At 62.6% G+C, this 15,712-nt stretch carries 9 protein-coding genes; 5 read left to right on the top strand and 4 right to left on the bottom strand.

Features of this window, described 5'->3' with window-relative positions; genetic code table 11:
* Window positions 1–196 precede the first annotated feature (196 nt).
* A complete protein-coding gene (dxs, locus tag I7X13_RS18470) occupies window positions 197–2,140 on the top strand; it encodes a 1-deoxy-D-xylulose-5-phosphate synthase (protein ID WP_198076609.1) in 1,944 nt (647 codons plus the stop codon).
* Window positions 2,141–2,210: 70 nt separating this feature from the next.
* Window positions 2,211–2,648 (top strand): hypothetical protein, encoded by a 438-nt coding sequence (locus I7X13_RS18465; RefSeq protein ID WP_198076608.1) that lies wholly within the window; start codon window positions 2,211–2,213, stop codon window positions 2,646–2,648.
* A 174-nt stretch (window positions 2,649–2,822) separates the two neighbouring features.
* Here the strand turns inward: I7X13_RS18465 and I7X13_RS18460 are convergent, their stop codons facing one another.
* A complete protein-coding gene (locus tag I7X13_RS18460; RefSeq protein ID WP_198076607.1) occupies window positions 2,823–5,648 on the bottom strand; it encodes a bifunctional transaldolase/phosoglucose isomerase in 2,826 nt (941 codons plus the stop codon).
* 204 nt (window positions 5,649–5,852) lie between these two features.
* Between I7X13_RS18460 and I7X13_RS18455 the strand changes: the two genes are divergently transcribed.
* The 3 genes from I7X13_RS18455 to I7X13_RS18445 all read left to right on the top strand — a co-directional run bounded on the left by I7X13_RS18455 (window position 5,853) and on the right by I7X13_RS18445 (window position 8,933).
* Window positions 5,853–6,932: a LacI family DNA-binding transcriptional regulator gene (locus tag I7X13_RS18455; protein WP_198076606.1), complete on the top strand. Its 1,080-nt coding sequence runs from the start codon at window positions 5,853–5,855 to the stop codon at window positions 6,930–6,932.
* A gap of 36 nt (window positions 6,933–6,968) precedes the next feature.
* The gene (locus tag I7X13_RS18450) at window positions 6,969–7,736 is read left to right on the top strand and encodes an alpha/beta fold hydrolase (protein ID WP_198076605.1); all 768 of its coding nucleotides are present in this window, start codon (window positions 6,969–6,971) and stop codon (window positions 7,734–7,736) included.
* A gap of 342 nt (window positions 7,737–8,078) precedes the next feature.
* The gene (locus I7X13_RS18445; RefSeq protein ID WP_233454846.1) at window positions 8,079–8,933 is read left to right on the top strand and encodes a hypothetical protein; all 855 of its coding nucleotides are present in this window, start codon (window positions 8,079–8,081) and stop codon (window positions 8,931–8,933) included.
* 205 nt (window positions 8,934–9,138) lie between these two features.
* Here I7X13_RS18445 and I7X13_RS18440 read toward each other — a convergent pair whose 3' ends face one another.
* The 3 genes from I7X13_RS18440 to I7X13_RS18430 form a co-directional block, all read right to left on the bottom strand.
* Entirely contained in the window at window positions 9,139–10,356 is a 1,218-nt protein-coding gene (locus I7X13_RS18440) for a DUF1501 domain-containing protein (RefSeq protein ID WP_198076604.1), read from the bottom strand.
* Window positions 10,357–10,379: 23 nt separating this feature from the next.
* A complete protein-coding gene (locus tag I7X13_RS18435; protein WP_198076603.1) occupies window positions 10,380–11,951 on the bottom strand; it encodes a DUF1800 domain-containing protein in 1,572 nt (523 codons plus the stop codon).
* A gap of 238 nt (window positions 11,952–12,189) precedes the next feature.
* Window positions 12,190–15,606: a lamin tail domain-containing protein gene (locus tag I7X13_RS18430; RefSeq protein ID WP_198076602.1), complete on the bottom strand. Its 3,417-nt coding sequence runs from the start codon at window positions 15,604–15,606 to the stop codon at window positions 12,190–12,192.
* Between the last annotated feature and the right edge of the window lie 106 nt (window positions 15,607–15,712).

The following is a 15,712-nucleotide window of genomic DNA, read 5'->3' as shown; positions in this document are numbered from 1 at the left end:
TTACGCAAAGGTCCTCATTGCAAACACCTTTCTGGCAGAAAACTAGATTATCAAACGTCTAACCCCGACCAAGTCCCGAATTCCATCGAGCGCAACAACCGCACTTCGTCCGCCGTCGTACCTTTGTGCCAGCCCGATAATCTTTTAGCGGGTCAGGCGGTTACCTTCCGTCACCCATCCCACCACGCCTGACCTGATGATAATTGAACCCGGCCCGCTACTCGCGGCAATTGACTCGCCCGCCGACCTCAAAAAGCTCGCTCCCGAGCAGTTAGTCCAGCTCAGCACCGAGCTGCGCGACTTCATCATCGATTCCGTCAGCATCTACGGCGGGCACTTCGGCGCCTCGCTGGGCGTGGTCGAGCTCACGGTGGCGCTGCACTACGTCTTCAATACGCCCTACGACCAGCTTATCTGGGACGTGGGCCACCAAGCCTACGGCCACAAAATTCTGACCGGCCGCCGCGAGAAATTCCCTACCAACCGCCGCTACAAAGGCATGTCGGGCTTTCCGAAGCGCAGCGAAAGCGAGTACGACGCCTTCGGCGTGGGCCACAGCAGCACCAGCATCGGGGCGGCGCTGGGCATGGCCGTGGCGTCGGATTACAAAGGCGAGTTTGACCGCCAGCACATCGCTGTAATTGGCGACGGGGCCATGACGGCTGGCATGAGCTTCGAGGCCCTCAACCAGGCCGGCGTGCTCAACAACAACATGATTGTCGTGCTGAACGACAACTGCATGAGCATCGACCCCAACGTGGGCGCGCTCAAGGAATACCTCACCGACATCACCACCTCGCGCACCTACAATAAGGTGCGCGACGAACTGTGGAATGTGCTGGGCAAGCTCTCAAAGTTCGGCCCCAACCCCCAGCAGATTGCCCGCAAAGTGGAGGCCGCCATGAAGGCGACTTTGCTCAAGCAGAGCAACCTGTTCGAGGCGCTGAAATTCCGCTACTTCGGCCCCGTGGATGGCCACGACGTGCAGCACCTCGTCACCATTCTCAACGACCTGAAATCCATTCCCGGCCCCAAGCTGCTGCACTGCGTGACAGTGAAGGGCAAGGGCTACGCGCTGGCCGAGAAGGACCAGACGCTGTGGCACGCGCCGGGCCTGTTCGACAAAATCACGGGCGAGATTTACAAGAAAACGCCCGACAAGCCCCAGCCGCCCAAGTACCAGGACGTGTTCGGCCACACGCTGGTGGAGCTGGCCGAGGCCAACGACAAAATCATGGGCGTGACGCCGGCCATGCCCTCGGGCTCGTCGCTGAACATCATGATGGCCGCTATGCCCGACCGCGCCTTCGACGTGGGCATTGCCGAGCAGCACGCCGTCACGTTCTCGGCCGGCCTGGCTACGCAGGGCTTGGTGCCGTTCTGCAACATCTACTCCTCGTTTATGCAGCGGGGCTACGACCAGGTGGTGCACGACGTGGCCCTGCAAAACCTGCACGTGGTGTTCTGCCTCGACCGCGCCGGCTTTGCCGGGGCCGACGGCCCCACCCACCACGGCTGCTACGACCTGGCCTACATGCGCTGCATCCCCAACATCGTGGTGTCGGCCCCAATGAACGAGCAGGAACTGCGCAACCTGATGTACACCGCCACCCTGCCCGAAAACGCCGGCCCGCACAGCATCCGCTACCCGCGCGGCGAGGGCGTGATGCCCGAGTGGCGCACGCCGCTGCAGCGCGTGGCCATTGGCACGGGCCGCGTGGTGCGCGAGGGCGAAGCCGGTGGCGTGGCCATCCTCAGCATCGGCCACATCGGCAACTATGCCGTGAAGGCTACCGAAACGCTGCTAGCCGAAGGCATCGACGCGGGGCACTACGACATGCGCTTCTGCAAGCCGCTGGATGAGGAGATGCTGCGCGACGTGGCCCGCCGCTACCGCGCCATCGTGACGGTGGAAGACGGCTGCCTGCCCGGTGGCTTCGGCTCGGCCGTGCTCGAATTCCTGACCGACCACGGTTTCCACTTGCCCATCATCCGCCTCGGCATTCCCGACCGCGTGGTGGAGCACGGCACCCAGGACGAACTCTACAAGGAGTGCGGCTTCGATGCGGCCGGCATCGCCCAAGCCGTGCGCGAGCTGGGCGCCAAGGTGGGGAATCAAGTGCTGCAATCGTTGGTTTAACCATTGCTGCGCCGGTACATTTGCCGGATTGTGCGACGAACGCGGCAATGATTCTACCTAACCAACTTTTATGAAAACTGCTAATTTTTTGGCCCCAGTGCTGCTGGCCGGTACCTTCCTGATGGGCTGCTCGAAAGATGCCCCGACGCCGGCCCCAACTCCCACGGCATCTACCATCAAGGTGACGGTTTCCGAAGCCGGAGCCCCGGTCTACGACCTGAACGAGGCGCGTGTGGTTGACGGCGGTTACCTCACCGGCTCCCCACGCCTAAGTATTACCGGTAAGCTGGGCAGTGGCAAAACCATGGTGCTGAACTTCACCAAAGGCTCCGCCACCACCAACTACACCACCAACGCCCTGACCGGTACTCTGGACGGCGTAGCGGGCACAAACTATACTGGTACGACAACCTATGACCCGCAAACGAAACTCGTGAACGGGGATTTCCGCGCCACGTTCCCCGTCGTTGGGGAGGTGGTAGGAACGTTTGCTAATATTCAGTTCTAGTATTTGCTCTCCTGCCGCCAGCGGTTGGCAACAATGAAAGAAGCCCCCACAGCATATGCTGTGGGGGCTTCTTTGTGCTACTTGATTTCCCAGTAGTGAACAACCAAAAGCAACACGCGGCGGCCCCCGTTGCCGGGAACCGCCGCGTGGCAGGTGTAGCCGAAGCTACGGGAATTACTTCAGCGCAGGCAGGGCGGCCAGCATGGTTTTCAACCCCGCTTCGGCATCCTTGCCGAGGTTCACGCGCAGGGTGCGGCGGCCGTTGTCGAGCAGGGCTTGCAGGTCGCCGAGGGCCTGGGCATTCTTGAAGGTGCCGAAGGTGTAGGAGCGGCCGGGCAGGGCCAGGTCCTGTGGATTGTCGTCGGTGAACTGGATGAACAGGCCGGTGTTGGGGCCGCCCTTGTGGTACTGGCCGGTGCTGTGCAGGAATCGCGGGCCGTAGCCCGAGGTGGTGGCCAGGTGCAGCTGCTGCATCACGCGCTGGCGCAGCTCAAGCAGGCTGGCGCTCACGGCGGGCGTTTCGGTCAGGTAGGCTTGCAGGCACACGAAGTCGCCGGGCTTGGCCTGGGCGAAAAAGGACTTAAGCACGCCGGCCGCGCCCTCGCCGTGGGCAGCGGTGTAGTAGTCCAAGCCGTTTTCGCTGGCAGCAGGTTTTTCACCCTCGGGCAGCTTGCCTTCGGTTTCCACGGCCTTCATCAGCTTGTCGGTGGCTGTTTTGGCGGCCTGCACGTTGGGCTGGTCGAAGGGGTTAATGCGGAACACGGCGCTGGCCACGGCCGTGGCCACTTCCCAGCGGTAGAACTCCTGGCCGAGGTCGAAGGCGTCCTTCATCAGCAGGGTGATGACGGGGTGGCCGGCCTGCTTCAGGGCTTCGAGCTTGCTGGCGTTGGCCTCGTCGGGCTGGTCCTTGTAGCCCACGTACACAAACACGCGGTCCTGGCCGTAGATTCCGGGCTCGCCCAGCGGCTCGCCAGCCACGGGCAGAATGCCCTTGCCTTCCTTGCCGGTGCTTTCGGCGATGAGCTGCTCCAGCCACAGGCCGAGGTCGTGCAGGGCATCGGGCACCACGATAGTAAGCTTGTCGCGGCCCTGCGAGGCCAGCACACCCAGGGCGGTGCCGAATTCGAGGCCCGGGTTTTTGTCGGTCGGGCCGTAGGCACCGCAGGCGCGCATCATTAGAATGGCGCGTTCCAGAATCTCGCCGATGGGCAGGCCGTAGAGGGCCGCCGGCACCAGACCGAAGTAGGTGAGGGCCGAGAAACGGCCGCCCACCTCGGGGAAGTTGAGGAAGATGCGGCGGTACTTCGCGTTCGTGGCATCGGTCACGAACTTGGAGCCCGGGTCGGTGATGGCCACGAAGTTTTCGCCGGCCTTGTCGCCCTTGATTTCTTTGACTTTGGCGTAGAAATAATCACCGAAAGCCAGTGGCTCGGCCGTGGTGCCCGACTTGCTGGCCACGATGAACAGCGTGTCGGCCAGCGGCACGGAGGCTTCAATCTCGCGCACCGTGCCGGGGTCGGTGGTGTCGAGTACCGACATCGGCAAGCCGTTTTCATCTTTCGCAAACGAGGATTTGAACACAATCGGCGCCATCGTGCTGCCGCCCATGCCCATCACCACCACGTGCTTGAAGCCGGCGGCCTGCACCTCGTGCACAAACTGCTCGATTTCGGGTACCGCACCCACCATAGTTTCGGCCACGCGCAGCCAGCCCATGTAGCTGCGGATGCTGTGCTGGCCAGCTTCGTCGGCGGTCCACAAATCAGCCTTTTTGTCCCAGAAACCGGCCACGAAGTTGTCGGCCTTGAACTTGGCCAGCTGCGCATCCACGGCGGCCTGGTACTGGCCCAGCTCCATTTTGGAGTCGTCCACTTTTTCTTCCACGGCCAGGGCGCGCTTCTTCTCGATGGACTGCATCAGCTTGGCGAAGGGCTCCTTGAATTTCTGCGCGCCGTCTTCTTCGAGGTGCTGGGTCAGCTCGTCGAGGTTGATGCCCAGCTCGGGCAGGCGGGCCAGCACTTCTTTCGAGTGCTCCAAGTTGGTTTCGATGGTGGCGGCCACCTTGCCGCTCTTGCCGAAGAGGTCCAGCGTTTCCACGGGCACGGTGTTTACCGTGTGCGGCCCGATGAGGCCGTCAACGTAGCGCAGGTTGTCGTACTTGGGGTTTTTGTTGCCGGTGCTGGCCCACAGCAGGCGCTGGGTTTCGGCACCTTTGGCGTTGAGGGCTTCCCAACGCGGACCCGAGAAAATCTCCTTGTACATCTGGTAGGCCTGCTTGGCGCTGGCAATGGCCACTTCGCCCACGAGGCTTTCGGCCAGCTTGCCTTTCTCGCCGCCATCGGCCGCGATTTTTTCCAGCATGGGGTCAATCAGCACGTCGATGCGGCTCAGGAAGAAGCTGGCTACCGAATCGATGCGGGCCAGCGGCTCGCCCTTGGCGGCGCGGTCTTCGAGGCCGGCAATAAAAGCTTCGGCCACCAAACGGTAGCGCTCCAGGCCGAAAATCAGGGTCACGTTCACGTTCACGCCCTCCGAAATGAGGCGGCGGATGGCGGGCAGGCCTTCCAGCGTGGCCGGCACTTTAATCATTACGTTGGGGCGGTTCACGGCTTTCCAGAGGGCCAACGCCTCGGCGATGGTGCCTTCGGTGTCGTTCACCAGCTCGGGCGATACTTCGAGGCTCACGTAGCCGTCGGAGCCGTGGCCCGCACCGTCGTAGAGGGGCCGGAACAGGTCGGTAGCGGCCTGCACGTCCGATACAGCCAGGTTGGTGTAGATTTCGTTGGTGGTTTTGCCCTGCAAAGCCAGCGCTTTGATGGCCGAATCATAGTCGGCCGTATCGCCGATGGACTTGGCGAAAATGGCCGGGTTCGAGGTTACGCCGCGCAAGGCTTCGTCTTGGATGCGGCGCTGGAGCTTGCCGTCGATGATGATGGGGCGGCTGATAAAGTCCAGCCAGAGGCTTTGGTCGAACTGGCGGATGTCAACGAGAGGGTTCATGGAGTCGCAATTGGTTCTGATGGGGCCAAAGGTCCGGAAAGACGGGCGTTGTTGTACCGTTCCGGCCGGCGGAATTACGGAATCTGGCGTAAAAAATTACGTTCTTCTACGGCAAACCTGCTGGGTAGAACAGCGCCGCCGCGCAATCGTTGCGGCGCTTATACTAGCTTTACGCCGGGTAGTTCTATCTATCGCATCATTAAAATGGCCGGACGCCGTCCTTCTGTAAAGCCTTCCGACGCGGCCCATAGCCCCGTGTCCATGGCCGATTTGGCCCGGGAGCTGGGCGTGTCGATGACCACGATTTCGCGGGCCCTGAGCGACCACCACAGCATTGGGCCGGCTACCAAGCAGGCCGTGCTCAAGCTGGCCAAAAAACTGAACTACCAGCCCAACCGCATGGCCTCGGCCCTGCGAAAGGGCACCAGCACGCTGCTGGGCGTGATTGTGCCTTACATCGAAGGGCGCTTTTTTGCGTCGGTGGTGCACGGCATCGAAACCGCCGCCAGCAAGGCCGGCTACAGCATCATTATCTGCCAGTCGAACGAAGACGTGGCCCAGGAGCGCAAAAACCTCGAAACCCTGCTCAGCGCGCAGGTGGCGGGTATTCTGGTGTCAGTTTCGCGCACCACGCTCGACTTCCGGCACTTTGATAAGGTGCGCAAGCGCGGGGTGCCGCTGGTGTTTTTCGACCGTATTCTGGAGGGCGACAGCGTGAACGCCGTGGTGCTGAATGACCAGGACGGGGCCTATCAGGCCACGCGCCATCTGCTGGAGCAAGGCTGCCGCCGCGTGGCGCACCTGGCCGGCCCGCAACACCTCAACATCTATCGTAACCGTCGCCAGGGCTACCTCGATGCCCTGCAAAACCAGGGCATCGCCCCGGATGAAAGCCTGATTATCGACTGCGACATGACCCTGGAAGGCGGCCAGGCAAGCATGAAGCAATTGCTGGCCCTGCCCAACCCGCCCGATGGCGTGTTCTCGGCCGGCGACTGGGCCGTTCTCGGAGCCTTACAGGTGCTGAAAAGCCGGGGCGTGCGCGTGCCGCAGGACGTGGCCCTAGCCGGCTTCAGCAACGAGGCCCTGACCATGGTGGCCGAGCCCCACCTCACCTCCGTGGACCAGCGCTGCGAGGAAATGGGCCAGGCCGCCTTCCGGCTCTTTACCGATTTGGCGGCGGCCGACGGCACGGCGTTTTCGCAGCGGCAGGTGGTGCTGCAGCCGCAGCTGTTCGTGCGGGAGTCATCGCAGCGGGGGGCGGAAGTGGCGGGAAATAAATAAGGGGCGCGGAAAGCGGAGAACGTTACTTTTGCCCGTATGACGCCCGCCTCCAACCCGCCCACCATTGTTTTCCTCCACGGCTTTGCCGAAAGCCGCGAGGTGTGGACCGATTTCACCCGCGCTTTTCCGGATGGCTACCGGCTGCTGGCCCCCAACCTGCCCGGCCACGGCACCAACCTCGCGCCCGTGCCCGATTTTTCAATGGAGGCCCAGGCGCGTCACGTCATCGACTACCTCAACCAGAAAGGCTGCCCCGACCCCGTGCTGTTGGTGTGCCACAGCATGGGCGGCTACGTGGCCCTGGCCCTGGCCGAGCGTTGGCCCCAGCGCGTGGCCGGCTTGGCCCTCATCAACTCCACCGCCCTGCCCGATACCGACGAGAAGCGCCAGAACCGCGAGAAAAACATCAGCTTCGTGGAGCGCCACGGCGTGGGCAAGTTCATGGAGTCGTTCGTGCGCCCGCTCTTCGCGCCCTCAAACCGCGACCGGCTGACCGAGGCCCGCGGCCTGCTCGAAGAAATCGGCAAAGCCACCCCGGCCACTACCATCACGGGGGCGCTGCGCGGCATGGCCGCCCGCCCCGAGCGCACCCAGGTGCTGGCCAAAGCCCCTTTCCCGGTGCTGATGGTGGCCGGCAAGCACGACGTGGCCGTGCATTTCGACGATGCTGTGCGGCAGGCGGCCCTGCCGCCGGTGGGCGCGGCGCTGTTTCTGGAAGGCAGCGGGCACCTCTCGTACCTGGAGCAGCCCGAGGCCACGCGCCGGGCCGTGCTGGCGCTGGCGGCGGCCGTATTTGGGCGGTAGGCCGGCCGCGAGCTAACGTGTCTTGCCTCGCTGGCAGGCACCGCATCATGCTGGGTTTAGGGAAACAGCGGCCGTCGGCACTTGCCGGGGCCAATGACACTTTTGTGGCCTGCGCGGAAGAGCAAAGGGCCATGTAATAAAGCCGGGCCAGCGCGGGATAGGAGGGAGAGGGAATTACCAGCGCGCTGCCACGCGGTCAGAGGTTAGTCTATGGTTTTCCGGGCCTTATCAGGGCCGCCATGCCCGATTATCCGAATAAGCTAAACAATTGGCGGACTTGCGGCTTACCTTCGCGCGCTTTTATAGTTGAGCTTTATCGCGGAATTTATTTATTCACTTCCAATGAGATTCCCCCTCTTATTGTCGGGCCTGTTGATGGGCCTGGCCGGGCCGCTTATGGCCCAACCCCTGGCTCCGTCTACCGACCCAATTGCCACTCCCTCAGTGCCCACGGCCGCGCCCATTCCGCCCGAGCTGAAACCGCACGGCAGCGTGTATTTTAGTTGGGGCTACAACCGTGACTGGTACACGCGCAGCGACATCCGATTCAAAAACACCAAAACCGATAACTACGACTTCACCTTCGTGAACGCGCATGCCAGCGACAAGCCTGATTTTAAGGACTTCTGGCGGTTCAATTCTTGGACCATTCCGCAGTACGACATGACGCTGGGCTACCTGTTTCACGACAAACACAACCTCGGCATCGAAGTGAGCTGGAACCACCTCAAGTACGTGGTCGACGACAACCAGATTATCCACGTCAAAGGCCAGATTCGGGGGCGTTACCTTGATAAGGACACGCTGGTAACGCCCGCTTTCGTGCACCTGCAACACACCAACGGCAACAATTACCTGATGGTGAACCTGGTGAAGCACAAGGTGCTGTGGGACCGTCGCTTGCTGAAAGTAAGCGCCGTGGGTAAGGTGGGGGCCGGCCCCCTGGTTTCCTACACCATCTCGACCGTGCTAGGCAACCACCAGGAAGGGCCCTTCCACTACCACGGTCTGGTGGTGGGCAGCAGCCTGGGCCTGAAAGCGGATATTTTTCGCTATTTCTTTCTGCAAACCGACGTGCAGGGCGCCTTCGCCGACTACACCAACACCTTCCTGGGCGACGACCGGCAGGGCCGCGCCACTCATGTTTTCGGGTCGTTGCAGGCCATTTGGGCCTTTGGATTCAACGTGCCGCTGTAAGACGTCAGTTATTGCGAGTGGAGCGTAGCGGAACGCGGCAATCCGTCCTGTAATAACCAGACAATTTCTTTTACCAGAAAGCCCCGGCACTACTCAGTACCGGGGCTTTTTACTATTAAAAAAAGCTTCACCGCATCTCAGGGTTGGTCGCATTGAGATGATAGATTGCCGCGTTCCGCTGCGCTCCACTCGCAATGACAGGCGATTACACCAGTCCGCTCATCCGCTCGAAGCCGGTGCCCAGAATGTCGGTATCGTCGGCTCCGAGCCAGTCTTTGAGGATGTTGGCGTAGATGCTGCGGAAGTCGACCTGGTGGCGCAGGTCGCCTTGGTCGAGGTTTACGAGGTCTGGAGCGTCGTTTATTACGCCTTTTTTCTGAAGCGCGCCGCCGGCCAGGAATACGTTGTTGGCCGTGCCGTGGTCGGTGCCGTTACTGGCGTTCTGGCCCACGCGCCGGCCAAACTCGCTGAAAATCAACACCAACGTGTTGTTCCATTGGTCGTGCTGACGCAGGTCGTCGGCCAGGGCGGCCAGGCCGTCGCCGAGGTCGGTGAAGAGGCGTTGCTGCTGCTCGTGCTGGCGCACATGGGTATCGAAACCGCTCAGGGCCAGGTAGTACACGCGGGATTCCACGCCGGAGTTAATCAGCTCGGCGGTGGTTTTCAGGTTTTTGCCGAAATCGGAATTCGGGTACGTCACGGCCGATTTGTAGATTTTCGACTTGTCGTACAGATAGTCAGCCGAGGACGCGGTTTCGGCCAGCGTCTTGTAGAGGTAGTCGACCTGCTCCTGATGGGCGGGCGCGGTTTCCTTACTCACTTTGCTTAGCAGGCGGTTCTGGTTGATTTGGTGGAATTTATCCGGATTTTTCAAGGCCAGGCCTTTGCGCTGGCTGCCTTTCAGGGCCAGGCTCAGCGTGTCGTCGATTTCGAGGGCGTTGTAGGGCCGTTGGCAGTCGGGGCAGCTGGAGTCAAGGTAGCGGCCCAGCCAGCCGGTGCTCACCACCTGGTCGGAGCCCGAGCCGGACTGCCAGATGTCCATCGAGCGGAAGTGCGAGCGGTCGGGGTTGGGGTAGCCCACTGAGTTCAGCACGGCCAATTGGCCCTGGTCGTACAGGCCTTTTAGCCCTTTCAAAGCCGGGTGCAGGCCCAAATCTTTGTCCAAAGCCAAAATTCCCTCAGTTTCCTTGATGCCGAGCGTGGGTCGGGCCTTGTAATACAAGTCGTTGCGATAGGGGATGACGGTATTCAGCCCATCATTGCCCCCACCCAGCTGCACCACAATCAGGCGGCGTGCCCCGGTGGCATCGCGCAGCCCCGCGAGGCCCGGCCCCCGGTCCAGAGCGTGCAGGAACTTGGGCACCAGCAACAAAGTACTGGCCAAAGCGGAGGTGCGGAGGAATTCGCGGCGGGTGGAAGCCATAGCTGTATCGGGAAGGAGAGGATTTATGCTAACTGATATTCAGGTAAGCTCAATAGGCTCACTAAAGTGGCCCGTAACGCATCAGCAGGCTCTTTTTGCTGGGCGGCCTGCTGCACCAGTTGCAGGTTTTCGGGCCGGATGCTGGCCTGGAGCAGGAAGCCGCTGAGCTTTTCGGGCTGCTGGGCGACGGGCGTGGCTCCGAGCAGCTGCTGGAGCGGGGCCAGCGGCAGGTGGGCACCCGCGCCGGGCCGCACGGTGCGCTCAGCCTTGGTCTGGTTGGGGGCGATGTCGTTTTCGTCTTGTTTCAGGGCTACGGCGAATTCGGCGTTTTTGAACAGGATGGCCGGCAACTGCAAGCGCAGCAGCAGCGACGACGAATCAATCCAATTGCGGCCGCCGGGCCAGCCGGCCACGTTCGGCGGCTGAAACAGGTTCTGGCCCAGCGCGCGCTGGTAGCCCAGCAGCGGCTGCGCATTGTCGACCTGCACATTAAGCGTGCGGCGGATGCCGGCCAGCAACTCCACGGGGCTCTTGATGTGGGTGCCCATGTTGGCCAGTTCGTAAAACCAGTCGGCCGAAAACAGGCGCTCCATGAGGTCGGCAATATCGTAGCCGCTTTTGCGGAAGGCTACCGCCAGCGGCTCGATGTGCGCCGGGTTGGGTACGTCGTTCACAAAGAAGCGGTAGATTTTGGTGGTGAGGAACGTGGCGGCGGCGGGCTGGGCCAGGATGTGCGTCAGCACGTCTTCGCCGGTCAGGTTGCCGGTTTTGCCCAAGAAGGTTTTGGTGCCGGCATCGTGTTCCCGCTCCCGAAATTTGAAGTTGCTTTGGTAGTCGTAGCCCCAGCCTGTGAAGGCGCGGGCGGCTTCTTTCACGTCGGTTTCGGTGTAGTTGCCGCGCCCCAGCGTGAACAGCTCCATCACTTCGCGGGCGAAGTTCTCGTTGGGGTGCTCCTTGCGGTTCTGCTGGTTGTTGAGGAACTGCAGCATGGCCGGCTCCTTGCTCACAGCCAGCAGCAGGTCGGGGAATTTGCCCAGCGCATACTGCCGGGTGGTGTTGTGCAGGCTGAGCGCGGCATCGGGCTGGCGCACGCGGCAGGCAAAGTGCCCGTGCCAGAACAGGGTCATCTTCTCGCGCAGCTGCGCCGGCGAAGTAGCCATGCGCTCCATCCAAGCCGTGCTCATGTTGTTGAAGGCGTCGCGGATGCCCTCGTTTTGCATCTTGCGCTGGGCGGGCGTGAGGTCGGCGCGGCGCAGGCGCGGGACGCCGGCCGCAATGGTACCGCCTTTGAAGGCCGCGCGCGGACGCAGGACAGCTACGGGGGCAACTGGTGCGCCAGGAGGCGCGGGCTGGTCGGGGGTTGTCACCATGCCGTTGGGCACGGGGTTGTTTTTGGTCGAGGCCGGGTCGGTCATCACCATGCCCTGCGGGTCGGTGTAGTTCAGGGCGGGGCCGGCGAGGGGCTCGAAATGCTCCGAATCGTGCAACAGTTGGCGCAGGGCTTTGCGCGGGCTGAGGCCGGCGGCCACGTCCTGCGGGCGCGGCCCAAAGCCGGCACGCCAATAAAGGTGCTGCAGTTGCTGGGTGCTGTTCATGTCTGGTAAGACGCGAGCCAGCGGGCGGGGTTTAATAGGGGCAGGGCTCGGCGGACATCTGCCATTGCGAGCGCAGCGCGGCAATCCGTCCTGTCAATCCCAGACACCTGATAATGTGACAAAGTCTTTTTCAATAGAAAGCCCCGACTCTTCGTAGAGCCGGGGCTTTCTGGTAAAAGAAAGTGACTGGTTTCGACAGGACGGATTGCCGCGCTGCGCTCGCAATGACAAGGCGTTTCTAAAACCGCGCCCCCAGCACCACTGTCTTCTTGAACTCGCGCTTCTCGCCGCTGGTGGGGCGGAATAATTCGACCAGCAGAATGTAGTAGCCCACGGCCGCTTTATGGCCTTTATCATCGATGCCGTCCCACTGGATAAAGCCGTTGATGGGCAGGGTTTCGTTGCGGGTGAGGCGGCGCGTGAGGCGGCCCAAGGCGTCGTACACCGTCACGCTGGCGGCGTAGCCGGGCGCGTCGAGGTGGTAGTTGAGGGTGGCGAAATCTTGTTGGCCGTCGTCGTCGGGGGTGAAAACTTCGGGCGTCACGGTCAGCTCCTGGTTGCCGCCGGCATCGTCCTGGGCCTGCGAATTGGGGCGGCCGGGCGTGGCGTAGCCCACGGCACTGGCCGCCGAGTGAAAATTGCTGCCCAGCGTCGGCCCATTGGTCCGGATGCGCTCCAGCGACACGCCGTCCTGGGTGGCCAGCAGGCTCAGGTGCAGCGCTTTGCTGTAAGCAAGCCGGTCGATTTCAGTCTTGTTGCCGTCGATTAGCACTGCCGTGCCCGCATCCGGGAAAGAGGGCAAGCCTGGGATTTGCACCAGGTTGGCGGCGTCGCTGCTGCTGGGGTACTGCGCCGTGATGATGGCCGTGCTGGTGCTAAACGCCAGAATCTGGCCCGGGGCCAGCGGCAACGGCCCGGTGCTCAGCACGTCGCCATCGATGCTGGCGTCTGATTTTACGTTTCCAATTTGCCAGCCCTGCAAATCAATGAATTTGTTGCTGCGGTTGATGATTTCCACAAACCGCACGGCGCTCACACGGGGGTTAAAGAGCAGCTCGTTTATCACCACGTCGCCGCTCACGGCTGGTTCGGGCAGGGCAAGGGTGGCCGGCTGCAGCACGCCGCTGGCATTGCCGGCGCAGTCGGTAGCCGTTTGCACAGTGAGGGTGATGGGGCGGCTGGGGCTCAGAGGAGCGGCCAGGGTGAGGTCTACCTGCCGGAAATCGGGCCCCACGGGCGCGGCCCGCGTAATGGCCGGGCCGGGGGCGGCCAGCGCGTAGCGGCCCACGGCAACGGCCGTGGCACTGTCCAGCTTTTCGGAGAAATACGCGCGAACGGTGGTGGAGTTCAGGGCCACGGCGCGGAGCAGGGTGGGGGCCAGCGCGTCGGCGTTGGCGGCGCTCACCGAGTTGACTTTGCCGGGGGTACCGCCAATGGGGTTGGTGCTGGCGGTCCAGTTTTCGGCCCCGCCGCAGTAGTTGTTCGTGTCAATCATCTCCAGGCTCCAGCCGCCGTCCTTCTTCTTGGCGTCGCGGTACCAGGCATCCGAATACGTAACCTCGAACAACGTGCGGCCGTCCGCACCGCGCAGAATGAGCTGGTCGCCGCCGTTGCTGAGCGAGGGGAAACTGGTGGGGCCATACACTTTGCCGTAGGTCGCAAAATCGGCGATATGCGTGCTGCCGCACACAATGGCGTATTGGCCGGGGGCCAGCCGGGCGGTGTCAGCACTGGCCAGCACCGCCACGGTGGCGGTGCTGCCCTTGCCCAGGCGCACGCCGCGCAGGCTAATGGTTTTGGTGAGGCTGCGGTTGTAAATCTCCACGTATTCAGCAGATGGCAGGCCCACCGGCGGCGTTTCATCGGCAAAAATCTCCGTGATAATCAGGTCGCCTACTGCTGGCGCGACGGGCGGGGCCACGGTAGCGGTTTGCAGGCTGCCGCTCACGTTGCCCACGCAGTCGGAGGCCGTTTGCACCGTGACGCTGATGACGGCTGAAGTCGAAACTACTGTGCCCAGCGTGAGGTCGACCTGCCGAAAATCAGGCCCGATGGGCGTGACGCGGGTGATGGTATTGGCCGGGGCGAGGGTGTAGCGGGACACGTTGCTCACTGAGGCACTGTCCAGCTTTTCGGAGAAGGTGAGGCGCAGCGTGTTGGTGGCGGGCAGCTCGGCGCGGAGCAGGGCCGGGGCCTGCGCATCGGCGTTGGCGGCGCGCACCGAGTTGGCGCGGCCGGGCGTGCCGCCAAGGGGGTCGGTGCTGGCAATCCAGTTGCTGGCTCCGGCGCAAAAGTTGTTCGTGTCAATCATTTCCAGGCTCCAGCCGCCATCCTTTTTCACGACGTCACGGTACCAGGTATCGGAATACGTGACTTCAAACAGCGTGCGGCCGTCGCGCCCGCGCAGGATGAGCTGGTCGCCGCCATTGCTGAGCGAGGGAAAGTTGGTGGGGCCGTACACTTTCACACCGGGCGTGGCAAACTGGCTGATGCGCGTACTGCCGCACACAATGGCGTACTGGCCGGGCAGCAGCTTGGCCGTGTCGGCAAAAGCAGCGAAGGTGGTAGTGCTGGTTTTGCCTAGGCGCACGCCGCGCAGGCTCAGGGTTTTGGTGAGGCTGCGGTTGTAAATCTCCACGTATTCGGAGAGTGGCAGGCCTACCTGCGGCGTTTCATCAGCAAATATTTCGCTGATAATCAGGTCGCCAAAGGCCGGTGGTACGGGCAGCGCCGTGAAGGCCGCAGTGAGCGGCCCGGCCGCCACATTGCCATAAAGGTCAGCCACATTACGAACTTCGAGCACACTCTGGCTCGGGAAATCGGCGGCGAAAACCAGGCGCACCACGGCCGGATTGGTGGCCGAGGGCTGCGCCGAAACCGGCACCGCGCCGCTTTGCAGACGGTAGTTGGCGGGCAGGCCGGCACTGGCGGCGGCCACGGCCTCGTTGAACACCACGTCGACCTGCCGGGCATCGGCCGGCACGGCGCGGGCGAGAAGCGGGGCCGTGGCATCGGTCACCACAAAGTCGTCGAAATAGAAATTGCGGTTGTTGGTGGCGGAATAATTCAGGAATACGCCCACGGCCACGCTGCGCTGGTAGGTGGCATCGATGGGCTGCGTGGCCTCGGCTACGAAGGTGCGGTTGCCGGCGAGGTCGCGCTCCAGGGTCCACTGGTTGGCGGTGGTGCGGGTCACGCGCACGCGCACCAGGTTGTTGGTGGTAGATAAACTGCCCGTGGCGCCGTCGATGACTGCCACGGCGGTGCGGGTGGAGTCTTTGCGAAAAAGGCTGACTTTGCCGCCGGTGCCGCCCAGGCGCACAAAGTAGCCGGAGTTGTTGGTGGCCTTCAGGTCGGCCTGCGAGGCGATGAGCCACACGTCGGCGTAGTTGCCGGAGGTAGTGACCACCTTCAGGTTGGCCCAGAATTCCCAGACCGTGCCGGTGGTGGCCTGGCAGGGCGTGCTGAGGGCAACCTGCGTGGTGGTGACGGCCGGGCCGTTGCTTTGCAGCACCTGCGCGTTCACCTGGAAGCTAGCCGCGTCGCCGGTCCAGGTGGGGTTAGCGGTGAAATTGCCGTCGGTGAAATTATCGGCCAGCTGGGCGTGCGCGAAGCCGGGCAGGAACAGGAGGAGGAAGTAGAGGTGTTTCAGCAAGGGGCGCAGAAGAAAGTGAAGTCGGCAAAATGCAGACGCGGCGTCTAAAGTAATCCATTTCTGGCGACATTTGCGGGCGCGTGCCCGTTGGGGCACCTGTTTATTT

Origin of the sequence: Hymenobacter negativus (assembly GCF_016056375.1) — a bacterium.
GTDB classification, from domain to species: domain Bacteria; phylum Bacteroidota; class Bacteroidia; order Cytophagales; family Hymenobacteraceae; genus Hymenobacter; species Hymenobacter negativus_A.
The sequence above is the reverse complement of the archived record's forward strand: the minus strand, read 5'-3'. Positions and strand labels throughout refer to the sequence as shown.